This window comes from Shewanella sp. Koi 1 (genome assembly GCF_052907445.1).
The window spans coordinates 817,520-840,470 of record NZ_JBREJM010000001.1 but is presented as its reverse complement, the minus strand read 5'-3'; the positions used below and the strand labels follow the sequence as shown (position 1 = coordinate 840,470).

The 22,951-nt window shown below is 50.6% G+C and carries 17 protein-coding genes; 8 read left to right on the top strand and 9 right to left on the bottom strand.

All coding sequences use genetic code 11. The annotated features are described in order from the left end of the window. The first annotated feature begins 53 nt into the window (after positions 1 to 53). Positions 54 to 1,178, top strand: coding sequence for a site-2 protease family protein (locus tag ACUZ8J_RS03790; protein ID WP_011718245.1), 1,125 nt, complete (start codon positions 54 to 56; stop codon positions 1,176 to 1,178). 86 nt (positions 1,179 to 1,264) lie between these two features. Here the strand turns inward: ACUZ8J_RS03790 and ACUZ8J_RS03785 are convergent, their stop codons facing one another. Genes ACUZ8J_RS03785 through ACUZ8J_RS03775 form a run of 3 tightly spaced genes read right to left on the bottom strand, consistent with a single transcriptional unit; the run spans position 1,265 to position 5,887 of the window. After that, positions 1,265 to 2,698, bottom strand: a complete 1,434-nt coding sequence (locus tag ACUZ8J_RS03785; protein ID WP_446693115.1) for an efflux transporter outer membrane subunit — start codon at positions 2,696 to 2,698, stop codon at positions 1,265 to 1,267. A gap of 4 nt (positions 2,699 to 2,702) precedes the next feature. Next, positions 2,703 to 4,673 (bottom strand): MacB family efflux pump subunit, encoded by a 1,971-nt coding sequence (locus ACUZ8J_RS03780; RefSeq protein ID WP_446693114.1) that lies wholly within the window; start codon positions 4,671 to 4,673, stop codon positions 2,703 to 2,705. A 2-nt stretch (positions 4,674 to 4,675) separates the two neighbouring features. Beyond that, on the bottom strand, positions 4,676 to 5,887 hold the full coding sequence (locus ACUZ8J_RS03775) for an efflux RND transporter periplasmic adaptor subunit (RefSeq protein ID WP_446693113.1): 1,212 nt from the start codon (positions 5,885 to 5,887) through the stop codon (positions 4,676 to 4,678). 356 nt (positions 5,888 to 6,243) lie between these two features. Here ACUZ8J_RS03775 and ACUZ8J_RS03770 point away from each other — a divergent pair, with 356 nt between their 5' ends. The 3 genes from ACUZ8J_RS03770 to ACUZ8J_RS03760 all read left to right on the top strand — a co-directional run bounded on the left by ACUZ8J_RS03770 (position 6,244) and on the right by ACUZ8J_RS03760 (position 10,441). Further along, entirely contained in the window at positions 6,244 to 7,170 is a 927-nt protein-coding gene (locus tag ACUZ8J_RS03770; RefSeq protein ID WP_279775540.1) for an extracellular catalytic domain type 1 short-chain-length polyhydroxyalkanoate depolymerase, read from the top strand. 192 nt (positions 7,171 to 7,362) lie between these two features. After that, positions 7,363 to 9,639: a TonB-dependent receptor gene (locus tag ACUZ8J_RS03765; protein ID WP_011718250.1), complete on the top strand. Its 2,277-nt coding sequence runs from the start codon at positions 7,363 to 7,365 to the stop codon at positions 9,637 to 9,639. A gap of 130 nt (positions 9,640 to 9,769) precedes the next feature. Beyond that, on the top strand, positions 9,770 to 10,441 hold the full coding sequence (locus ACUZ8J_RS03760; RefSeq protein WP_011718251.1) for a response regulator transcription factor: 672 nt from the start codon (positions 9,770 to 9,772) through the stop codon (positions 10,439 to 10,441). A 102-nt stretch (positions 10,442 to 10,543) separates the two neighbouring features. On the opposite strand, the gene ACUZ8J_RS03755 is transcribed toward ACUZ8J_RS03760, so the two are convergent. Then, the gene (locus ACUZ8J_RS03755; protein WP_446693112.1) at positions 10,544 to 14,068 is read right to left on the bottom strand and encodes a hybrid sensor histidine kinase/response regulator; all 3,525 of its coding nucleotides are present in this window, start codon (positions 14,066 to 14,068) and stop codon (positions 10,544 to 10,546) included. A 157-nt stretch (positions 14,069 to 14,225) separates the two neighbouring features. Here ACUZ8J_RS03755 and ACUZ8J_RS03750 point away from each other — a divergent pair, with 157 nt between their 5' ends. Further along, on the top strand, positions 14,226 to 15,401 hold the full coding sequence (locus ACUZ8J_RS03750; RefSeq protein WP_446693111.1) for an MFS transporter: 1,176 nt from the start codon (positions 14,226 to 14,228) through the stop codon (positions 15,399 to 15,401). Between the two features lie 2 nt (positions 15,402 to 15,403). Beyond that, positions 15,404 to 16,393 carry an alpha/beta hydrolase fold domain-containing protein gene (locus ACUZ8J_RS03745; RefSeq protein ID WP_446693110.1) on the top strand — a complete coding sequence of 330 codons (990 nt, stop codon included), beginning with the start codon at positions 15,404 to 15,406 and terminating at the stop codon, positions 16,391 to 16,393. Positions 16,394 to 16,510: 117 nt separating this feature from the next. On the opposite strand, the gene ACUZ8J_RS03740 is transcribed toward ACUZ8J_RS03745, so the two are convergent. The 5 genes from ACUZ8J_RS03740 to ACUZ8J_RS03720 all read right to left on the bottom strand — a co-directional run bounded on the left by ACUZ8J_RS03740 (position 16,511) and on the right by ACUZ8J_RS03720 (position 21,377). After that, positions 16,511 to 16,966, bottom strand: coding sequence for a hypothetical protein (locus ACUZ8J_RS03740; protein WP_446693109.1), 456 nt, complete (start codon positions 16,964 to 16,966; stop codon positions 16,511 to 16,513). Between the two features lie 127 nt (positions 16,967 to 17,093). Then, positions 17,094 to 18,800 carry an amidase gene (locus ACUZ8J_RS03735; RefSeq protein WP_446693108.1) on the bottom strand — a complete coding sequence of 569 codons (1,707 nt, stop codon included), beginning with the start codon at positions 18,798 to 18,800 and terminating at the stop codon, positions 17,094 to 17,096. Positions 18,801 to 18,877: 77 nt separating this feature from the next. Further along, positions 18,878 to 19,990, bottom strand: a complete 1,113-nt coding sequence (aguA, locus tag ACUZ8J_RS03730) for an agmatine deiminase (protein WP_446693107.1) — start codon at positions 19,988 to 19,990, stop codon at positions 18,878 to 18,880. 396 nt (positions 19,991 to 20,386) lie between these two features. Further along, positions 20,387 to 21,265, bottom strand: a complete 879-nt coding sequence (locus tag ACUZ8J_RS03725) for a 3-hydroxybutyrate dehydrogenase (RefSeq protein ID WP_446693106.1) — start codon at positions 21,263 to 21,265, stop codon at positions 20,387 to 20,389. Then, positions 21,219 to 21,377, bottom strand: a complete 159-nt coding sequence (locus tag ACUZ8J_RS03720) for a hypothetical protein (protein ID WP_446694974.1) — start codon at positions 21,375 to 21,377, stop codon at positions 21,219 to 21,221. Before ACUZ8J_RS03720 ends, ACUZ8J_RS03725 begins: the two co-directional genes overlap by 47 nt. Positions 21,378 to 21,405: 28 nt before the next feature. On the opposite strand from ACUZ8J_RS03720, the gene ACUZ8J_RS03715 reads away from it, so the two are divergent. Together ACUZ8J_RS03715 and ACUZ8J_RS03710 are read left to right on the top strand one after the other, a co-directional pair. Further along, a complete protein-coding gene (locus ACUZ8J_RS03715; protein ID WP_089066992.1) occupies positions 21,406 to 22,113 on the top strand; it encodes a CoA transferase subunit A in 708 nt (235 codons plus the stop codon). A gap of 9 nt (positions 22,114 to 22,122) precedes the next feature. Beyond that, complete coding sequence (locus ACUZ8J_RS03710; protein WP_446693105.1) at positions 22,123 to 22,782, top strand: 3-oxoacid CoA-transferase subunit B; 660 nt, start codon at positions 22,123 to 22,125, stop codon at positions 22,780 to 22,782. The last annotated feature ends 169 nt before the right edge of the window (positions 22,783 to 22,951 follow it).

Below are 22,951 nucleotides of genomic sequence, written 5' to 3'. Positions count from 1 at the left end.
ATGCCAAATTATCGCTGGGCATCATTCGGATACACATACAAACGGACCCTAAATTGGAACTACTTAAGATTGACTGCTTAGGCAAATCGCTGCGTTTGGAAGGCTCACTCGCAGGTTGGCAACAACTCTTTTGGGACAATACCTTAGTCTCACAAAAAGCCGCATCGGTCGAAAATGGCGGCCTCAAAGTCCATGAATTTGAACTCACCCAGCACCAGAGCCAATTGGCCAGCGATACCGGCGAAACACAGGTTTTAGAGCACAAAATCCAAGTACGCCTCGAGACCGACGTGGTGTGGCAGCCATTTCGATTCGATTACCGCCTGTTGGTCGATGAGGAAGTGATAGCCCAAGGCACTCGCACCGAGAAAGATATCGAGCGTCAAACCCCTGAAGTCCCCGTGACTAATCCACAAAAAATCAGTTTTGTCGGCTTAGCCTCCCTCGGCTTTAAGCTGCTCAAGAGTGCCAAAGTAATTAAAGTGGTGCTCGCAGGCGCGAGTGTGGCGGCCTATTCTTGGCTGTTTTCCTTCCAATTTGCCTTGGCGCTTATCGCCTGTTTGGTCTTCCACGAATACGGCCATATCCGCGCGATGAAGTATTTTGGGATGAAAACCAAAGGGATTTATCTCATCCCCTTTATGGGCGGACTCGCGCTGAGCGATGAAAAGATTAACACCCGCTGGCAGGATGTGGTCATCTCGATTATGGGGCCAACCTTCGGCCTATTGATGTCTATAGGCTCGCTTATCGCTTACCACATGACGGACAATGTCTTCTTTGCGGGGCTTGCGGCCTTTAACGCGCTACTTAACCTGTTTAATTTATTGCCGATTTTACCTCTCGATGGCGGCCATATTTTAAAGAGCATTAGCTTCTCGATGAACAGCATCATGGGCTTAATCGCCTGTGTGATTGGCGCCGCCTTTGGGGTGTATATCAGCTATACCTTGGGCCTTGCCCTGCTCGGTTTCCTATTGCTTATCGGTAGCTTAGAGATAGTGTTCGAGTGGCGTACCCGCCATCAAAGCCACCTATTGCCGCTAGATAGATATGGGCAGATTTTCTCGACCATTTGGTATCTGGTCACTGTTGCCGCCCTAGTTGGTATCATTTGGCACTTAGCGGGCACAGGCGATGATATGTTAAGCCTGCCACTGCATATTCTGCGCAGCTAATCACGACTCGCATTAAGATAAAAGCGAGATAATAAAAAACCGCGATAGCCTCAGGCATCGCGGTTTTTTATTTATTAACTATTCAATTAGTTATCCGATAATGGCGGCGCGATATCGCTTCCACCTAAGGCTTGGTAGAGCGTCGCTTGAGCCGTTAATTGGTTATAGCGATTCTCCAACAATGCGGCTTCGGCGCTGCGGCGATTCTCCTGCGCATCGATCCAATTTTGAATGCCGATAGCACCATGGCGATATTGGCTCTCATAAATGGCTTCGGCCTGGGCGGCGGCGCTAAATTGCAGCTCAAGCTTCTCACCTTGGTAAGCGTATTGCTGCTTGGCCGAGATGGCGTTATCCACATCCTCGAAGGCGCTGTAGAGGGTTTTACGATAGCTGACGATGGCCGATTGATAGTCGATATCGGCAATATCATTGTTGATTTGCATTTGATTCCATTGCAAAAAAGGCAGCACTAAGCCCGCACCTAAACTCCCCACGGGATTACGCAATAGCTCTTTTAGCTCTGAGGTCGACTCCCCTACGCTGCCAGTCAAACTCAAGCTTGGGAAGTAACTGGCATAGGTCGCATCTTTACTGGCGAGCGCCGAGCGCAATTGATACAGTGCCGCCTTCACATCGGGACGACGGCCGACCAAGTCGGCGGGAATGCCGACGCCAACCTCAGGCACCGCACTGTCCGGCAATTGCTTGATCTCAACCGCCACTTGCCCCGGTGCGCGATTGAGTAAGATCGCCAGAGCATTTTCGGCTTCAACCAACTGTTGCAGCAGTTGGCTGTGGGAGGCCTCTTGCCCCGCTAAACTGCGTTGGGATTCGAGCACATTCAGCTCTGTCACGGCGCCCGAAGCATATTGGCGCTGGGTTAACGCCAGCGTTTGCCGACTGTGTTCAATACTCTTATTGCTCAGTTCAATCCGCTCATGCAAATAGCCAATCTGCCAATAGAGCGACGCCGTCGTCGCAGCGAGACTCTGCGCCGTGCTCTCCCTATCTTCGAGACTTGCCAGCGCCGTCCACTGGGCTTGGTCGATATTCGCCGACACTTTACCCCACAAATCCACCTCATAGCTTACCGACAGGTTCGCCTGAAATGCCTTGCTCGAACTGCCGCCATCCAGCGGTTTATTCACAGACGCCGTATTATTGGAGCTGAGCTGTGGATACAGATCATCCCGCGCTAACCCCGCCTGTAAACGCGCCTTTTGCAAGGTTAAGGTAGCGAGCGTCAGGTCATTATTGCTGCTGAGCACTTGGCTAATCAGCTGATCCAATTCGGGTTGATTAAACTTCTGCCACCAAGGGTCTAGGCTGACTTGACCATTTACTTGGGTGTGCTGCCACTGCTCTGGCACCTGTAAAGCAGGCGGCTCAAAGTCGGAGCGCATTAGCGCGCCACAACCCGAGAGCAGCGCTATACTAATGGCGATCACGCTGACCTTGAGCGTTGAACCGACATGGCGGCTTAATTCGTTTTGATGCGTTAAAACTCGATTATTCATTCAGTTACTCTCTCGCTAGGGCATCAACAGGGTCTAAACGCGCCGCATTACGAGCGGGCAGGAAGCCAAACAACACCCCGATTAAGGTAGAGCAGGCGAAGGCGGCAACAATGGAAGTCGTCGAATAAATCATCTGGAAACTGCCTCCCGCTTGGGCAAACACCACGCCAATCAGATAGGCCAAGGCCACCCCAAGCGCGCCGCCACACAGACAAACCAACACGGCCTCAATTAAAAACTGCCGCAGAATATCGCTCTGGCGCGCCCCGACCGCCATGCGAACCCCAATCTCGCGGGTGCGCTCGGTCACCGACACTAGCATAATATTCATTACCCCAATGCCGCCCACCACGAGGGAAATCACCGCAATAGCCGAGATTAATAGCGTCATGGTCGCGGTGGTTTTCTCGATATTCTGGCGAATGGTATCCGTGTTAATGGTGAAGAAATCCTGTGTACCGTGGCGCATCTTCAGCAGGCTAATAATGCCCTGCTCCGCCGCATTGCTCGGTACGGATTCATCGAGCCGCACGGTAATCCCATCTAAGTATTTCTTGCCTACCATTCGGCCTGATACCGTGGTGTAAGGCACCCACACATTGAGGGCATCACTGTTACCAAAGGCGCTTTCCTTAGGCTGAGTGACACCAATAATCCGCACCGGCAAATCCCCGAGAAAGATGACTTCCCCGATGGCAGAGCCCATGACGCCGCTACTGTTAGGGAACAGCTGTTTACGGGTGTTCTCGTCGATCACCGCATCTTGGGCTAACGCATTAACACTGTCATCGTCCCAAAACTGCCCTTGGGCGAGCTCATAGCCTCTAACCCGGAAGAACTCTGGCCCCACACCATTCACAGTCGCCGTCACCGCCTTATTGCCATAACGCACCGTCGCACTCGAACCAATGCTCGGGGTGACGCTATCGACATAGGGTAAGTTTTTCAGTGCATTAGCATCGCTTGCAGTCAAAGTTCGTACCTTTGCCGAGCGCCTATCACCAAAGCCTGAGCCGGGGCGAATGTCTATGGTATTGGTGCCCATCGAACTAATGCTCTTTAAGATTTCCCGCTGCGAGCCTTCACCCAGCGCCACCACAGACACGACTGAAGCGATACCGATAATAATCCCGAGCATAGTTAAAAAGGTGCGCAATCTATGGGTCGACATCGCCAGCAGCGCCATTTTCAGGGCTTCGGCATATCTGTCCCATGCCGCCACGCGGGCGCGCACCTTAGTCTTGGCGGGGATCACTTCAGTCTTAGGCGCAGCAGCAACGTTTGAGGCGGGATTAGGCTCATCGCTGATAATCACCCCGTCCTTAATCTCAATAATACGGTCGGCATGCTGCGCCACATGCATATCGTGGGTCACGATGATAATGGTGTGGCCTTCGCGGTGCAGTTCCTGTAATAACCGCATCATTTCTTCGCCGCTGTGACTATCTAAAGCGCCCGTCGGTTCGTCGGCAAGGATCACATCACCGCCATTCATCAGCGCCCGCGCCACACTCACCCTCTGCTGCTGGCCGCCACTGAGCTGATTCGGCTTATGATCGAGACGCTCACCTAAACCCAAGCGCGATAACAAGCTTTCTGCGCGCTCCCGACGCTCGAGACGATCTTTCCCCGCATACACGGCGGGCACTTCGACGTTACCCACGGCATTCAGATCGCCAAGCAAATGATATCGCTGGAAAATAAAGCCAAAATGCTCGCGCCTCAGCTTTGCCAGTTCATCCACATCCATCTGCGAGGTATCTTGGCCATCGATAAAGTACGCGCCCTTTGAGGGTTTATCTAAACAGCCCAAGATATTCATCAGGGTCGACTTACCCGAACCCGAGGCGCCGACAATCGCGACCATCTCACCACGGGCGATGGAAAGATTAACATCTTTGAGTACAGTCAGTTGTTGCTCACCCGCCTGAAAACTGCGGTAGCAAGCTGACACTTCCAGTAATGGCTTAGTCACGCTTAAAACCTCATTGGTGGGCCACGGAACTTCATGGTCGAGCCGTCGGCGGGCATTCCGAGCACCACTTGGTCTCCTTCGTTCAGGCCAGACAGGATTTCGGCATTGATTTTGTTATTAATACCAACAGTTACATCCACATATTGCACTTGGTTATTCACCAATACAGGCACTTGATATTGCGGCCCACGGGACTTGCCTTCCGCTGGCGGAGCCGCTTTATCCCTTGGTTTTACCCTCAGCACTTGCGATGGTACTAACAGCGCATCATCAGACTTGGCAAGCACAATCGAAATCTGCGCCGTCATCCCAATGCGTAGGGTACGGTCGGGGTTTTCGACATCGAACAGGCCATGGTAATAAATGGCGTCTGAATCGCTGGAACTCATATTGCTATCATCACCATCCATGGAGGTGGGACCGGGTTCAATCGCCCTTAGGGTGCCGAGATATGGATGGTTGGGACGACCTAGAATCGTAAAGTACACCGCCTGCCCCGGATGCACATTAACTATATCCGCCTCGGAGATCTGTGCCTTGACCGTCATGGTATCGAGCTGCGCCATCTCGACTATGGTTGGCGTAGTTTGATTGGCGTTAACGGTTTGACCCACTTCAACCGCAGAGTAAACGACCGTGCCATCCATCGGCGCGGTGATCTTGGTATAACCTAAATCGATTCTGGCACTGTCGACATTAATCTCAGCTTGTTGTTTTTGCGCCTGTAACTGCTCAAGCTCGGCTTGATAAACCGTCAGCGTGGCTTCGGCGGCTTCAAAGTCTGCGCGGGAGCTGGCCTTATCGGCGAGCATTTCCTGCTGACGGGTATATTCGAGTTTTGCCTGACGAATTTGCGCCTGCTTAGCGCGGTACTGGGCATTGATACTTTTAAGGGAAGCCAGCGCATTTTGCAGGTTGTTTTGCTGGGCAAGGCTGTCGATTTGCGCGATAAGGTCGCCCTTTTTCACCTCTTGGCCAAGATCCACAGGCAGACTCTGAATTTGCCCCGAGACTTGCGCGCCCACACTCACCAACTTGGAGGCCTGCAACATGCCATTAGCGAGCACCGAGTTTTCAATGTCGCCGCGCTTAACGGGTTCAGTCACATAGCTTGGGGCAGCCTCGGGTTTATGCAGCAGAAAATAAGCGCCGCCCCCGAGGAGGACTAAGCCGCTTAAGATCAATATCAGTTTACGCTTTGAGGATTTTTTCATCTGAATCTGGGTGTCCATCAATGCCAATGGGCGCAAGCGTATATCTTGCGGGAGGAAAAATAGTGCAGTCAGTATATAGAGTTAGCTCAGCGCAGTAGACGAAGGAAATGTCGATATCAGGTAAAGATTTGCAAATATCTGTGTAGAAGTTTGAAACAAAGATCACGGCCGTAACAATTCCCGCAAACGAGTCCTGCTTCGTTTGCGATGGGTTATTGCCTCAACCTTATTGGCATTCGCTACAGCGCACCAACCAGCGCAGGGCAGGGCAGCATCAGGCTCTGGAACTAAAGTGCCATTGTCAGGCGCCGTAAAATTCAGCAAGTTCTCACTATCATGGACTTGGAAGCACTCCTATGCGCAAATTGACACTCATTGCCACTTGCCTCAGCGCACTGTTATTCACCCCAGCCTATGCCCAGAGTGAATATCAGGCATTTAGCGAATTTGGCGCCAATCCCGGTGAGTTAACCGCCTCCTATTTATCGCCCGAAGGCCCAAGCCAAGATGCGCTCGTAGTGCTACTGCACGGCTGTGTGCAGGATGGCGTGGAACTGGCCAACAATAGCGGTTTAACCGCCCTTGCCCAAGAGAAAAAGTTTAGCTTACTGGTGCCACAACAGAGTTTTGAGAACAATGTAAAGCGTTGTTATAACTGGTTTTCAGCGCAGGATACTCAGGTGGATAGCGGCGAGATGCTATCGCTGAAAAACATGATAGCCAAAGCCCAATCCCAATCCGGCGCGAAGCGCGTCTATGTGATTGGCCTGTCCGCCGGTGGCGCCATGGCCAGTGCCGCACTGGTGAATTATCCCGATTTATTCACCGCAGGCGCGGTGATCGCAGGCCTGCCTTACCCCTGCGCTGACAACCTGACCAAAGCCATTTCCTGCATGAAAAAGGGCCCAGCAGAGTCTGTTGAAGAATTAGTGAGTTTTGCCAAACAGGTGCATCCGAACCAACAACACTGGCCCGCCTTAACCGTGTGGACAGGGCAAAATGATGTGGTGGTGAATCCTGAAAATGCCAAACAACTCTCGGCCCAGTGGGTCGCACTGACCCAAGCGAATAAAACACCAAGAGTCGAACAATATGCCGACTATAGTGTTAGCACTTGGTCCGATACGAGTGGCAATAACCTTATTTCGTTAGTCGAAATAAATAATATGGGCCATGGCATTGCCGTTAATCCAGATATTAAAAATGGCGGGAACACGGGAGACTTTTTACTAAAAGCACCTATCAGCAGCATGCCAGAAATAATCAATCTTTGGGGAATATAGGGTTTAATAATAAATAAACCCTGAGTATCGATATTCAACGTATCGGTATAAAAATAAAAACAATGAGTTAAAAACACATACTACTATAGTACCGATTTAAATTTTAAATAATTACTATAGAGTCAATGTGAATCAGAAAAATAGTAGTAAGTACCAACCTTTAAAAAATAAATACTACAACGGGAAATCTGTATGAAACAGAATACTATCAAAATGAGTTGCATTGCTTTAGCTATCTCATCTGCATTGGCAGCACAATATGCTGTTGCCGAGGATGAAAATAGCACCGGGGAGAAGCAAGCCACCTTAGAACGCATTGAAGTCACCGCTCGTAAGTCCATTGAGAGCCTGCAAAACGTACCCGTTGCAGTGACCTCGGTCAGTGCTGACGATTTAGCGGAAAATGGCATCAGCGTGATGACTGAAATCCAGCAATTTTCACCCAACACCACGCTGCAATCCAGTCGCGGCACTAACTCTACCCTCACGGCCTTTATTCGCGGTGTCGGCCAAGAAGATCCGCTCTGGGGCTATGAGCCCGGCGTCGGTATCTATATCGACGATGTGTATATCGCCCGCCCACAGGGCGCGGTGCTCGATATCCTCGATGTGCAACGTATCGAAGTACTGCGTGGCCCACAGGGCACCCTCTATGGTAAAAATACCATCGGCGGCGCGGTCAAATACGTGACCAAGAAGATGAGCGGTGACGCTGAGTTAAACCTCAATGCCACCATCGGCAGCTACAACCAGCAAGACTACAAAATAGCAGGTCAATTACCTTTAATTGATAACAAGCTGTATATTGGTGGCGCCTTCGCAAGCTTAAATCGCGATGGTTATGGTGACTTCATCACCTCAGCATTACCAGATCAAGATACTGAAAACTATAACAAAGATGTTATGGCGGGCCGTGTGAGCTTAGAATACACGCCAACCGACGATCTGTTTATGCGCCTCAACTACGATAAAACCACAGATGAGTCGAATTCAAAGGGGGGCTACCGCATGCTCCCCAGTGTCCTGACCGATGCCCCAGTACCAGACAGCAAATACGACTCTTACACCAGTATGCCAACCTGGAACAAAGTGGAAACCGAAGGTTGGGGGCTGACCATTGAATACGGCTTGAACGATGATTGGACACTGAAATCCGTGACCTCATCCCGCGAAAGCTATTCGCCCACCAACATCGACTTTGACAACACCAGCCTGCGTATTTTGGACGTTCCAGCCATCTACGATGACGAGCAATTTAGTCAGGAATTCCAAGCTAACTACGACGGCGATAATTTGAAACTCGTATCAGGCCTTTATTACTTTAAAGGCGATTCCTGCGGGATGTTCGATTCCATCCTGTATGAATATTACAAAGCTTATGGTGGTCTTACTCGTGAAGTTCGTGGTTGCAACAACAGTGAAAGCTATGCCGCCTACGCTCAGGGCTCTTACGACATCACGGATAAATTGTCGATGACCGCAGGTTTGCGTTATACCCGCGAAACGAAGGATGCCACTGTCTATAACGGCATCATGTTTACGACGCTTTATCCCGAAACAGGTTGGATCCCAGGATATGTTCGCGATGAAGATGCCATCAACGCCAGTATTCCTAAGGTGTTAGATGATGAGGAAACCTGGTCGAAACTCAATCCACGCTTAGGTTTAGAGTACCAACTCAGCGACGATATGATGCTCTTTACCAGCTATTCACAGGGCTTCAAGTCGGGCACCTTTAACCCAAGGGCAACGGGACCAGAACCCGCAGTAGACCCAGAAGTCGTTGACTCCTATGAACTGGGTATGAAGAGTGAATGGTTTGACAGGCTGCGAGTTAACGCAACCGCCTTCTACTTAGACCATAAAGACAGACAGTTCGTGACCGTATTACCCGGTGAAAACGCGTCCGATCTTAACCAACGTCTAGGCAACATTGGTAAATCGACGGCCACGGGTCTAGAACTCGAAGTGGAATACGCCGCGACTGAGTCATTGAATCTGTTCGCGACTCTGGGCTTAATCGATGCCAGCTTCGAGGAAGTGATCTCCTACGATAGCGATGGAAACCGCATCGATATCAGCGACACTTACACTATCACCAACACCCCTGATACCACGGCAAACGTTGGATTTAGCTACAATATCGACACGGATATCGGCAGCTTTGTGGCCAATGGTAACTACTACTATCGCAGCGACTACGACTTAGCCGTAGTAAATAACCTGTTGAGCCAAGACGGCTATGGCCTGTTAAACCTCGGCTTGAACTGGTACAGCAACGACGGTCACTGGCAAGCGGGTCTGCATTGGAAAAACGTCACTAACGAAGAATATCTGGTCGGTAACTACGCCTTCGTCACCCCAGATGGTAATGGCGGATATATTCCAGGTTTAGGTGGTGACAATACATTAATTGGTTATTATGGCGATCCAGAGACTATCTCTCTCACCGTTGGCTATAATTTCTAGAATATAATGTTATTGACGCATAATAATAACCGACTCCCATGAGTCGGTTATTAATTTAACGGATTTAAATATTATCTAGCATTAATTTCCAATAGGATTAAACTGGGTTAAAAAATAAAGGGAACGGATTATGTCTCAGATAAAAGTCGCCATTGCTGATGATCATCCATTATTTCGTACAGCCTTAACGCAAGCTGTTCTCAAGAATGTGAATACAGCGGAAGTATTGGAAGCGGAAAACTTTCAAGAATTAATTACGCTCGTTGAGAATAATCCTGATATTGAACTGATCTTTCTCGATTTGCATATGCCTGGCAATGAGGGCTTTACCGGCTTAACCCTACTACAGAATCATTTTCCTGATATCGCGGTGATCATGGTGTCCTCCGATGATCAGCCCGAGATTATCCGTAAGGCCATTAACTTTGGCGCCAGTGCGTTTATCCCCAAATCCGCCAGCTTAACCCAGATCTCCACCGCGATTGCTACTGTGCTCGAAGGGGAAGTCTGGCTACCGGAACACACGGATATCAATGTCGATCAGCAAACCGCTGCCGAGCATCAACGTTTAGCGAAGCAACTGGCGCAATTAACCCCGCAGCAGTACACAGTGCTGGCCAGCATTGCCAATGGACGCTTAAACAAGCAGATCGCCTATGATCTTGATATTAAAGAGACCACGGTTAAAAAACACGTGTCGGCGATACTGGTTAAACTCGAAGTCTACAACCGCACTCAGGCAGGCTTAGTCTTCCAACAGTTGATGATAACCAGCAACGATAAACCGCCGATCAGCGCCTAACTAACCTAGGCTCCAGAATTCAAACCTAAAGAAAAACAGTGGCACTAAGCCACTGTTTTTTTTATCCGCATTTATTAATGCCAGAACCACGATAGTGCAGAGTTAAGACAATTGCTTAATTAATCGTTTTAAGGCGGTGGCTTTAACGGGTTTACGCACAAAACTGAACTGTGCACTGCTGGTGTGTTGTCGCACGGATTCAGACGGATCTGCCGAGCAGATAATGCAGGTCGGACGCTGACGGCTAAACACAGGATGAGTAAGCAAGCTTTGCACCAGATCGACACCGTTTTGGTCATCATCCAAGTGGTAATCGGCAATGATAAGTTTAGGCAACACCTGCTGCGCCAGTTGCTGCTCGGCACTGGCTTTATCCCGTGCAGTGAGTACATGGCAGCCCCAGCCTAACAGTAATGAGGAGATGGCCTTTAGCATTAACTCATCGTTATCTATGACTAACACGCTGATATTAAAGCTATCGTTTACGCCTTCCTCTTCGCTGCGTAGCTTAACCAGATTACTGGGATTACTGGGATTACTGGGTTTAGCCTGGGCGAATACGCGCGGCACTTCAACACTAAAACAGGTGCCCTTACCCACCACGGAGTGCAACGCAATCTTAAGCCCGAGTAACTTAGCGATGCGATCGCAAATCGCTAGTCCCAGCCCAAGCCCTGGGATCTCCCGCGTTTGTTCGAGGCGCTCAAACTCGCCGAAAATCGCCTGCTGTTTATCTTGAGGAATGCCCGGGCCATTGTCCCACACTTGGATAAGCAGACTATGTTCGAGTCGCCTCACACCCAGCAGCACCTTAGGCACAAAATCGGCTTGTGATAGCTTAGGCAAAGCCGCGCTGGCATTGAGCGACAGCGGCGTTTGCCGATTCACCGCGCCAGCTGGGGAATAATGGAACGCATTGGAGAGGAAGTTTTGAATAATCCGTCGCAGCAAACGTTGGTCGCTCTGCACTAGGCAAGAGGAAAACTGATAGGAAAAATCTATTCCCTGCTCGGCAGAAAGCACTTTAAACTCATTCACTAAGGTCGAGAGTAAGTCATTGAGCGCAAACTGGCTCTGCTCGGTTTTAAGGCTGCTGCTATCGAGGCGGGAGATTTCCACCAGATCGGATAACAGGCTCTCCACCACATTTAGGGAGGCTTCAATATGGGTGGCGAGATCCTTGAGTTCGGTCGACGTCACCCGCTGTTTGAGCATCTCGGTAAACAGAGTGAGCGCGTTAAAGGGCTGCATTAAATCGTGGCTCGCCGCCGCTAAGAAGCGTGTCTTACTGCTATTAGCCGCCTCGGCTTCGGCCTTGGCTTTCGCGAGTTCCCTTGTGCGACTTTCGACACGCTTTTCAAGGGTTTCGTTAGCCAGTTGTAGGGCTTTTTCGGCCTGAATATGGGCGGTAATATCGGTAAATGTGCTGACAAAGCCGCCACCCGGCATGGCTTGTCCACGGATCTCCAGCACCTTGCCATCAAGCATAGTGCGCAGAAAATGATGTGGGCTACCGCTACGCATATGGGCAAGGCGCTTTTCCACCAGCTCATGGGCCTCATCGCCCACAATAATGCCGCGCTCGATATTAAACCTCAGCAGCGTCTCTATCGGTATGCCTGCTTTAACGTAATCTTTAGGATAATCAAGCAATTCAATATAGCGTTTGTTCCATGCAACTAGGCGCATATCGGCATCGACCACGCTGATCCCCTGCTCGATGTTTTCGACCCCTGATTGCAGCAGCTCGCGGTTAAACTCGAAGATCTGGTTGGCCTCATCGACTATGCTGACCACATCCTCCAGCGGCACTTGCTGCGAGCGTGAGGCGGCATTCATCACCATCCGCGTCGAGGCAGACCCTAGCACCCCCGACAGCTTCAGGCGGGTGTAATCCACCAGCTCCTCGCGCCGTGTGGCTAATTGCAATTCAGAACCAAGTACTTTCGCCCTAGCCTGCAAGGCATCGGCTTCTTCCTTATTGATAAAGCGGTGTAATAGGCTCGCCAGATCCTCAACCGAGAGGTGCCTTTCCAGCGCCACCTGCTTACGGTTTACAAACACATCGGCTTGAAGCACTTCCCCCACACTTTGCTCTTTCAGCAACGAAATCAGCACAAAACAACCGATGTTCGCGAGCAAACTATACAGTAGGCCGTGGCTGATATTATCCAGCCCCGTCAGGCCAAATAGCGCGGTTGGAGTTAACCATGAAATATTCAACAAGCCTTGGGTGACCCAGAGTGCATCGGGAAAGGTCGCGGGCAACAGCAAGGTATAGAGCCAGACTAAACTGCCCATCAACATGCCCCAAAAGGCACCTTGGGTGGTGGCGCGGCGCCAATAGAGCGCGCCCACGGCGGCGGGAAAAAACTGCGACAACAGCACAAAGGATAACAAGCCAATGCTGGCCAAGTGATTCTGCTGATCGATATAACGCTCGAAGGCAAAGGCCGATAGCAGAATCGCCGCTATTGATATCCGCCGTAAATTGAGCAATATCCCCGCGAGCTGCGGCGTCTGCTGCGAGCTAAATTTCGGTAATCTCAGCAGCAATGGAGTCAAAATCTCGGTCGAAATCATGGTGCTGAGTACAATCGCCGCCACAATGACCATGGCCGTTGCCGCCGCAAGGCCGCCAATATACACCAAGACCCCAAGCCAAGCCTGCTGATAGAAGAGTGGTAAAGTCAGCACATAGGTGTCGGCATCGACACTGCCACCGGGAAAGCTAATCTGCCCCGCAAGCGCGATAGGCAATACAAAGGCATTAATCAACAGCAGATATAGTGGCACCATCCAACGGGCGGCTTTTAACTCTTTGGCATGATGATTTTCAATCATCATCATGTGGAATTCCTGAGGCAGCGCATAGATGGTAATGGCGCCCAGCAGAATTTGTGACAGCACAAAATAGAGTGAATTCCCCTCAGAACTCGGCGGTAAATGCTGACCTCGAGCGAGCAAATCACTAAAACCATCAAACACATAGAAAGTCGCGAACAACCCAACCGTGGTGAGCGCAAACAGCTTTACGATTGAGCTAAAGGCAATCGCCAGTACCAAGCCTTGATTTTGTTTACTGGCCGAAAGCTGCCGAGTACCGAATAAGATACTAAAGATAATCAACACGATAGTAACGATAAATGCCGTGCTGATCCCTGACTGAAAGGTACCAGTTAAGAGGTCAAAGCTGGTGCTTATCGCCCTCAGTTGCAGCGCGATATAGGGAATAGTGCCAAAGAGCGACACCATGGCAACGCTGGCGGCAATTTTAGGCGAGCGGTCGAAGCGGCAGGCGATAAAGTCGGCAATCGAGGTCAGGTTTTGGTTTTTGATGATCTGCAATGTGCGCATCAACATAGGCCACGCCAATACTAGGCAGATTATCGAACCTATGTAGATGGGCGCTAACCAAGCGCCCGTGGTAGCCGCTTGCCCAACCGTGCCGTAAAACGCCCACGAAGTGCAACATACTCCCAAGGATAAGCTGTACACCCAAGGCCGTTTACGCCATTGATCTATCGCCTGATTTTGCCCCCACTGGGCGACAATAAACAGCACAGCCAAATAGGTAATCGATATAACGCTGATCCACCAAGTATCAACAGACAACCACGCCAGCAAGATATTCCCCAATCAACCTGTATACACCCAGCCAAACTACACTAGACAAACAAATTGTTAAACACTTGATAACAGCACGGTGCACTAAGGTAGTACTTATTTATCCCCCCCCATCGGCTAACCTACGGCCAATATTGACTCGAGGTTTTAAACAACTATGCCGATAAAAATTACCCATAAATATCTCGTAGAAGGCTTGGTTTTTACCAGTTACGTCTTATTTGCAATGGCATGGGTCGGCGGCACCGCGAGTATGAATAACATCATGGCCTCGATGCATATCGAGAGTTATGCCTCCGCCAGTTTACTGAGCGGCGCTGTCACCTTAGCCAAAATTGTCGGCACCTTTGCTGCGGCCTATCTCACCCTCAAATTTGGGGTGAAGTATGCGTTTTTAGTCGCTGCATTATTGATAGTCACGGGCATCATGACACCCTTCGCCCCAAACTATGAGTTACTGCTGGTGAGCCGCTTTTTAATGGGACTGGGCGGCGCCTTTATGATTGTCTATTTCAACCCGATTGTGATGCACTGGTTCGCCCCGGAAGAACGCCCTGTGATCAATGGATTAAACGCGGTGGCCTTTAATGTGGGCACGGCTATCGTGCTTTGGGGTATGCCGAGCATCAACGCCATCAGCGGCGGTTGGCAACAAAGCCTGTTGGTGTTTTCCCTGGCCAGTCTGGTACTGGCGCTACTGTGGTTATTGGTGAAGTTTGAACAAGCCCCTAGCCATCAAGCCAATGCACAACAAGATAACACCCACTCATACTCCTATCTCGATGGCTTAAAAGACGGCTTTAACTGGGCCTATGCCCTCACCTACTCGGGATTATTATCCTTTTATATTTGCCTATTCACCTTTTATCCGCAGGCGGGCATCAGCCAGAGTAAGTGGGTGATTGGTTTTGGGATTGTCGGCACCATAGCGGGGATACTCTACAGCCGTAAACAGCCCCTGCGCCTGCCGATTATTCGCCTCAGCGGCCTGCTTATTTTCTTAACCGTGTTAGGGCTCTCCTTCGGCTCGGCGCCTTGGCTGCAAACCCTGTGCGCTATCGTCTTAGGCTTTTGCATCTTTTTACCCGTCACCGCTTTAGTCTCGATTCCCCACGAGTTACCTAAGATGACCAGTCAAAAAATCACGGTGATTTTTAGCCTGTTTTGGTCCATCAGCTATCTGATTTCGACCTTAGTGCTATGGCTGTTTGGCAAGCTCGTGGATATCAACCAAGGCAGTTACTTCGCCTCGTTTGTGCTGATCACCCTATTAAGCGCAACAGTGTTTGTTGGCAGCTATTTTCTCCCCGAAACCGGACAAGCTAAGGAGTAAGCATGCAAGTTTCCCCACGCGGTACCGCTTCAGCAAAGCTGACGGATTTTCTTGAGTTAGCGAATCAGAATATCGCTCTCGCGAAACAGCAGAACATTCAATACAGCCCACAACTGCTGCGGGAAAACTTGAACAAACTCGCGGCCCTGATGAGTGCTAAGCCTGAGGTGAGTTATATCGCCGATAAGGCATGGCAAGTTAAGGATGCGCAGCATGGCGACAGGGAAATTGGCTGCCGTGTTTATAGCCCTGCGCCCAGCACAGCGCTGCCCGTGGTATTACATTTTCACGGCGGAGGCCATATGTGCGGCAATGTGGAGCTATACGACCCTATCTGTCGTCACCTGGCCAGTATCGCTCAATGTGTGGTGATCAGTGTTGAGTATCGCCTCGCGCCCGAACATCCCTATCCGGCGGGACTTGAAGACTGCGAATATGCCCTGCGTCACTATCAAAGCGTGCTGACTGAGGTGCAATACCAACAAGGGGTGAGCATCATGGGTGACAGTGCCGGTGGCGCGCTATGCACTAGCCTTAGCCAACGCAGCCTGAGTGACAACACACTTAACATCAGCAAACAGATCTTGGTGTATCCCAGCGTGGATTACACTATGGCGAGCGCTTCCTATCAGAGTAATGGTGCGGGTTTCTTGCTCGAAACCCCGAGGGTGCAATGGTACTTCGAGCAATATTTTCAAGAGATGGCTAAGGATGCCGAGCGAGTCAAACAAGCTTCCCCCTTACATGGCGAGTTCAACGCCAAACTGCCCAGCACCTTGATATTTACCGCGGGCTGCGACCCTCTGCGGGATGAAGGCATTGCCTATGCCAACGCCTTAACGGCGGCTGGCGTGCAGGTGCAGCACCATCAATTTGAAGACATGATCCACGCCTATATGCTGCTGCAGGATTTGGTTTCGCAAGAATGCCTTACGACCTACCGCATGATTGCCGCATTTTTAGCAGAGCCCGTAACCGCAGCTACTCGCTAGCTCGCCTATTCAAACTCTCCCTCGAAGCACCTACACCCAAGATATGCTTGTAGGTGCTTATTTTTTAAGTCGCAATTAGCGGGAGACCATCATTAAAAAATACAGCTATAGCCAAACTTACTCGCTATAAATCACACCAATTTTCCCATTTAAAAATGGCACTTGGATTAATTGTTCATTCGTCCAAGGTGTAAGGTAACCAATTGATATAGCGTTATTTCCCAATTCGCACGCACCATAGGCGTACTCGTGACTAGTGTGAACCTCAATCAGCTCAGGTGTGAGCAATGACCATACAGTGGCAACATCAACCTTGAACTCAGCTGGCACGATATTACATGCATGAATAAACTCGACCACTTTAGTCGCTATTTCATCGCGCAGCGCCTCGCTTGGCTCAATGAGTAGTGTGAGAGCCGTGCGTTGACTGGCCGAAGGCCCATTAACATCACCATGAATAACCAGCTGAAAGTCTCCCCCGAGGTAGGGAATTGGCAGTGAGGTTTGCCAAACTTTGGACTTACCCTTAGCTCTGAGTACACCAAAAGGCGTGAGTTCGATAGTGCGGTACATAGTTAAATGTAGAATCCTAACGCTGGAATAGGTTTGATAAATAACGCATGAGAGATTAACGCGAAAAAAACGGGATGGGTATTGTTACCCATCCCGTTTTGTATTTCTCAGTCTTACGGCGTAAAGCTTATTGACTCAGCGGCGGTGTACGCGGCGGAACCATACGCTTATTGCCCGTTGACTCGAACGCGCCAGCAAACTTCAGCAGATTGTTATCATCGTAGGCACGGCCCGCGAAGGTTAATCCCACTGGCATGCCAATATCGGCCATCACGCCCATAGGCACAGTCACAGTCGGCACGCCTAAATGGCGAATCGCAAGGTTACCGTTTGCTACCCAAACCCCGTTGCTCCAAGCGATATCGGCTGAGGCCGGATTCACATGGGCATCGGCGGGGCCGACATCGGCCACGGTTGGGAACAGCACGGCATCAAGCTTAAGTCCGTCCATCCAGTCTTCGAGATCCAGCTTACGGGTCTTCTCTAAACCACGCAGACCATCGGGAATACTGTCGATCTGGTCATAGGATTTCAGGCCGCGTTTGGCCATGTTGACATACTCTTCCATGCCCGCCGCTAAGTCACCCTCACGGTTTGGCAAGGTGCCGAGATCATGGGGGAATATCAAATGTCCCACCACATCTTCAAGCTTGTTGAGTTTAGGGTCGTTGTTCGCCCGCAGGAATTCATCGAACGCCCAACCCGACAGTTCCCATAATTCATCATGGAGGAATTGCGGCGTGACTATGCCACGGTTAAACACGGTCGGCGCGCCGGGGCGATCACCTTCGCAATTTGATACCAGCGGAAAATCGACTTCAATCACTTCCGCACCAGAGGCTTCCAAGGCTTTACGCGCCGCTTCCCACAAATCGATCACCGATTGGCGAGTATGGATGCGTTGTCCCGTTGGTCCACCGATACCTGGGTTTTCGCTGGTTCCTGCAAGTTCATCTTTGTTGATGTACATGCGTGGTACGCCAAAACGCTTCCCCTTCAGGGTGTCGGCGCTAGCGGCGAGCGCCAGATAGGATTCTGGGCGAACGCTAGAAGCTTTAGGGATTTGAACCCAAGGTTGCAGACGCCAGAGATCGCCACGGGTGATAGGGTCATCGGCCACAATTACATCGAGCACTTCGAGCATATCCGCCATAGTGCGGGTATAAGGCACGACCACATCCATGGTTGGAGTTAATGGCCAGTTGCCGCGCACCGAAATCACGCCGCGAGACGGTGTATAGGCACACAAACCGTTGTTGGACGCAGGGCCACGGCCACTCGACCAAGTCTCTTCGGCAAGACCGAACGCCGAGTAGCTTGCCGCCGTTCCAGTGCCCGCACCGTTGGAAGAGCCCGAAGCAAAGGGCGCCGTCAGATAGTTCGCATTGTAGGGGCTTTCGGCGCGGCCATAGTGACCACGCTGCATGCCGCCATTCGCCATGGGTGGCATATTGGTTTTGCCTAAGCAAATAGCACCCGCAGCGCGTAGGCGCTCGACGGCGAAGGCATCGTACTGGGCCACTAAATCTTTAAATGCAGGGCTGCCTGATGCCGCCGTCAGTCCCTTCACTAAATAGCTGTCCTTAGCGGTGTAAGGAATACCATCGAGCGGGCTTAAGGTTTCGCCACGGGCACGGCGCGCATCGGAAGCCTCGGCTTCTTTGAGCGCATCGGGATTGTGCACCACTAACGCATTCAACTTAGTCTCAGTGGCAGGGCCATCGTAAGCCGCCACTCGAGCCAAATAGGATTTCACCAACTCAACCGCAGTCGTGCGGCCAGATTCGAGTGCTTCACGCAGCTCGGCAATGGAAACTTCAGTTACTTCAAACATCTTACGCCCTCCCGCAGAAAACCAATTGTGGTGCAATAACAGTGACATCAAGCGTCATACTGTTCTCCTTGGTGTACTTACTTTCCAGAAGGGATCTGCTGGGTAATACAGTGGATATTGCCGCCACCTAATAAAATCTCCCGCGCGGGCACACCCACAATCTTGTGCTCAGGGAAAATGTCCTGCAGTTTTTGCGCAGCGATATCGTCGGTGGCTGGGTCAAGCAGTGGGAATACGATGCGGTCGTTAGTGATTAAAAAGTTCACATAAGAGCCCGCTAAGCGCTCGCCCGCAGTGCGCGGTACGCCAGTGCCTTCTGTTACGCCTTTTGATTCTTCTTCGGTGCAATACAGCGGACCCGGTTGTGGCAGCAGGTGAATTTTTAACTTACGGCCTTGGGCGTCAACTGTGTTTTGCAACACATCCAGCGCGGCCTTCGAGCGTGGGTATTGTGGATCGGTTTCATCGTCAGTCCAGTGCAGGATCACTTCACCTGGACGCGCAAAACAGCACATGTTGTCGATATGGCCGTCGGTTTCGTCCATATAAACGCCCTCTTCCAACCAGATAAACTGCTTAACATTCAAATAGTCACGCAGTAAGGCTTCGATCTGCTCTTTCGTCAGGTCAGGGTTACGGTTGGCGTTCAGTAAACATTCGGCCGTAGTCATACAGGTGCCTTCACCATCGACATGGATAGAACCACCTTCGAGGATCAACGGTGCACTATAACGGGCAAAACCATGTTGCTTGAGCATTTGTGCGGCAACCTGTTCGTCCTTATCCCATGGGAAATACAGACCACCGTTGTGACCACCCCAAGCATTAAAGCCCCAATCCACGCCACGGCATTCGCCCTTGGCATTAACCACCACAGTAGGTCCAGTGTCGCGAGCCCAGCAGTCGTTGCTGTCGATTTCGACCAGAGTCACGTGGGAAGGCATCACTTTTTGCGCTTCGGCTAAAAAGGCCTGAGGTACACCCATATAAACGGGAGTTGCACCACCAATGGCATCGGCCACCTTAGCAAAGGTTGCTTGAGCATAAGCACCTGCAGAGCGCCAGTTATCAGGACGATATGGCCAAATCATCCATACGGCTTGCTGCGCCGCCCATTCGGCGGGCATATAAAAACCATCTTGTGATGGCTTAGTCGTTAACTGCGTGGCATCCACATTCGCGTTTGTCATGAGTTTTGTCTCCAGTAATGCTCAAATCTATAAGGGTGTACGCCCCATTTAGGACGACAGAATAGAAATACACCTAACATAATCAAATAAATAAATCGAATAACCGCATTCTTCACGCGGCGCGTTAGGTCAAAATTGCCACGTCTTCACTAGGTGAGTTTTCACCTCATAAAAATTCTGGCGCATATCTTATCATTTAAGACGGCTTTCGCTGAATAGTGCTATGCAGGGCATTGGTGAGAATTTACAGGATAATGCGCTATTTGCTGTCAGTAGTCGCGCCCGATATCCATCCCAAGCCAATGCAAAAAGGCGAACCATAAGGTTCGCCTTTGTTATTAACATCTTAACAAGCAAGTGAAAATGAATGTTGGACTGTCGCAGTCAATACCAAACCTATTGCGCGGTCCAGGCGCCGTCCATGGCCAGCGATGCGCCGGTAATCCCCCGCGCCGCGCTGCTACATAAAAACAGTACAAATTCACCAATCTGACGCGGGTCGAGCATCTCTGGCAGGGGTTGTTTTGCCGTGACGAGTTGATACTTAGCCTCGTCGTAACTTAAGCCCTTATTGCTGGCGATAGCCTCAATCTGCTTGTTGATCAGCGGCGTATCCACCCAGCCAGGGCAAATAGCATTGACGGTAATCCCCTGCTCGGCGCACTCGATAGCCACGACTTTGGTTAAGCCGACAATCCCGTGTTTAGCCGCACAGTAGGCCACCTTGTTGACCGAGGCTACTAAACCATGCACCGAGGCGATATTGATAATGCGGCCCCAACGCTTTTCGGCCATCGCAGGCACGGCTTGTTGAATGGTATGAAAGGCCGAGGACAGGTTAATGGCGATAATGTCGTTCCATTTATCAATCGGGAAATGAACAACATTTTCAGTATGTTGAATACCGGCGTTATTCACCAAAATATCAATACTGCCCAGAGCCTTAACACCCGCGTCCATAAAGGCATGAATGCTCTCGGGATCCCGCAGATCGGCGTTACTGAAGAAAGTGCGAATGTGATATTGCTCGGCAAACTCCGCCGCCAGGCGCTGCCCCTCGGCTTCGGGCATTAAGCCGTGCAGGATAAGATGGCAACCTTGCTCCGCCAGCACATGGGCCGTTGCTAAACCAATTCCACTGGTGGAACCGGTGATCAGCCCTACCTTACCCTTTAAGCTTGAGTGTTCAACCGCCATATTGCTTATCTCCCGATGCTTTAAAATCCAGTCACAGTCCTTTATCCATGCCCTGAACACAGGCATGGCGGGGCGCATATCCCCAACGCCCCAGACTCAATGCCATTAGAATATGGCAATTGGCCGCGGTTTTATTTGGCACCTTAGTACCATAGGAGCGTTCGAAAAATTGGGTAATAGTAAGCGCCACACTTTCAGCAAGCGTAAGAGAGCACTCCATGTCTGGATTGAATAAGGTGGTTACCAGCTACAGCGATGCGTTAGCGGGACTCGAAGATGGGATGACGGTGATTGCGGGCGGCTTTGGCCTTTGCGGTATTCCTGAAAATCTAATCAAAGAAATCAAACACAAGGGCACCAAAAACCTGACCGTCGTCTCCAATAACTGCGGCACTACGGAATACGGACTTGGGATCTTATTGCTCGATAAACAGATCAAAAAAATGATCGCCTCCTATGTGGGCGAAAATGCCAACTTTGAAGCGCAGATGATGTCTGGCGAACTGGAAGTCGAACTCACGCCGCAGGGTACGCTGGCGGAAAAAATGCGTGCGGCGGGCGCGGGCATTCCGGCTTTTTATACCGCGACTGGCTATGGCACTGACGTGGCAATAGGTAAAGAAGTCAAAGAATTCAATGGTCGCCATTACATTCTTGAAGAATCTATTACAGGCGACTTTGCCATAGTCAAAGCCTGGAAGGCCGACACCTTCGGCAATTTAGTCTTTCGCAAAACCGCCCGTAACTTCAATCCCCTTGCCGCCACCGCGGGCAAGATAACCGTGGTGGAGGTGGAGGAAATTGTCGAACCGGGTCAATTAGATCCCAATGAAATCCATACGCCCGGCATCTATGTCGATAGGCTTATCCAAGGCAGCTTCGAGAAACGTATCGAGCAACTGACTACCCGCCCCTCCAGCAAATAGGATTTGGTTATGGCACTTTCAAGAGAACAACTCGCCCAGCGCGTCGCCCAAGAACTCAAAGATGGCTATTACGTGAATCTTGGCATTGGTATCCCCACACTGGTGGCCAACTATATTCCCGAAGGCATTGAAGTGATGCTGCAATCCGAAAACGGTCTGTTAGGGATGGGGCCTTTTCCGACGATGGAAGAGGTCGATGCCGACTTAATCAATGCCGGCAAGCAGACAGTGACTATGGCAAGGGGCGCCGCCATCTTCGACTCGGCCGAGTCCTTTGCCATGATCCGCGGCGGCCATGTGGACCTCACCGTATTAGGCGCCTTTGAGGTCGATACACAGGGCAATATCGCCTCCTATATGATCCCGGGCAAATTAATTAAGGGCATGGGCGGCGCTATGGATCTTGTCGCCGGCGCCGACAATATTATTGTGACCATGACCCACGCCTCAAAGCACGGTGAGTCTAAGCTATTAACCGAGTGTACTCTGCCGCTAACGGGTAAGGGCTGCATCAAAAAGGTACTGACAGATCTAGCTTTTATCGAAATAAAAGAAGGCAAGTTTCATCTACTCGAACGCGCCCCCGGCGTGAGTGTCGAGGAGATTATTAAGCTCACTGCTGGTGAACTTATAGTGCCAGAGCATGTCCCCGAAATGATGTTTAACTAACCATCTTCGAATAAGGTATGTTACAGAGGAGGAAGACAGAAGGTTAATGGGAGTGAACACGGATTCCTTAACCATTAAATCTGTCACTGCTTGCATATGAAGCGGTCAAAGTAGAGAGGGAAATTGCTTAGCGATGTCCATCTCTACAATCTTCATCTGTACTAGCTCA

What these genes read in the sequence shown, in the direction of transcription:
- ACUZ8J_RS03785 (WP_446693115.1), bottom strand. Translation starts at nt 2,698, where the DNA reads ATGAATAATCGAGTTTTAACGCATCAAAACGAATTAAGCCGCCATGTC.
- ACUZ8J_RS03775 (WP_446693113.1), bottom strand. Translation starts at nt 5,887, where the DNA reads ATGAAAAAATCCTCAAAGCGTAAACTGATATTGATCTTAAGCGGCTTA.
- ACUZ8J_RS03770 (WP_279775540.1), top strand. Translation starts at nt 6,244, where the DNA reads ATGCGCAAATTGACACTCATTGCCACTTGCCTCAGCGCACTGTTATTC.
- ACUZ8J_RS03765 (WP_011718250.1), top strand. Translation starts at nt 7,363, where the DNA reads ATGAAACAGAATACTATCAAAATGAGTTGCATTGCTTTAGCTATCTCA.
- ACUZ8J_RS03760 (WP_011718251.1), top strand. Translation starts at nt 9,770, where the DNA reads ATGTCTCAGATAAAAGTCGCCATTGCTGATGATCATCCATTATTTCGT.
- ACUZ8J_RS03750 (WP_446693111.1), top strand. Translation starts at nt 14,226, where the DNA reads ATGCCGATAAAAATTACCCATAAATATCTCGTAGAAGGCTTGGTTTTT.
- ACUZ8J_RS03745 (WP_446693110.1), top strand. Translation starts at nt 15,404, where the DNA reads ATGCAAGTTTCCCCACGCGGTACCGCTTCAGCAAAGCTGACGGATTTT.
- ACUZ8J_RS03740 (WP_446693109.1), bottom strand. Translation starts at nt 16,966, where the DNA reads ATGTACCGCACTATCGAACTCACGCCTTTTGGTGTACTCAGAGCTAAG.
- ACUZ8J_RS03735 (WP_446693108.1), bottom strand. Translation starts at nt 18,800, where the DNA reads ATGTTTGAAGTAACTGAAGTTTCCATTGCCGAGCTGCGTGAAGCACTC.
- aguA (WP_446693107.1), bottom strand. Translation starts at nt 19,990, where the DNA reads ATGACAAACGCGAATGTGGATGCCACGCAGTTAACGACTAAGCCATCA.
- ACUZ8J_RS03725 (WP_446693106.1), bottom strand. Translation starts at nt 21,265, where the DNA reads ATGCGCCCCGCCATGCCTGTGTTCAGGGCATGGATAAAGGACTGTGAC.
- ACUZ8J_RS03715 (WP_089066992.1), top strand. Translation starts at nt 21,406, where the DNA reads ATGTCTGGATTGAATAAGGTGGTTACCAGCTACAGCGATGCGTTAGCG.
- ACUZ8J_RS03710 (WP_446693105.1), top strand. Translation starts at nt 22,123, where the DNA reads ATGGCACTTTCAAGAGAACAACTCGCCCAGCGCGTCGCCCAAGAACTC.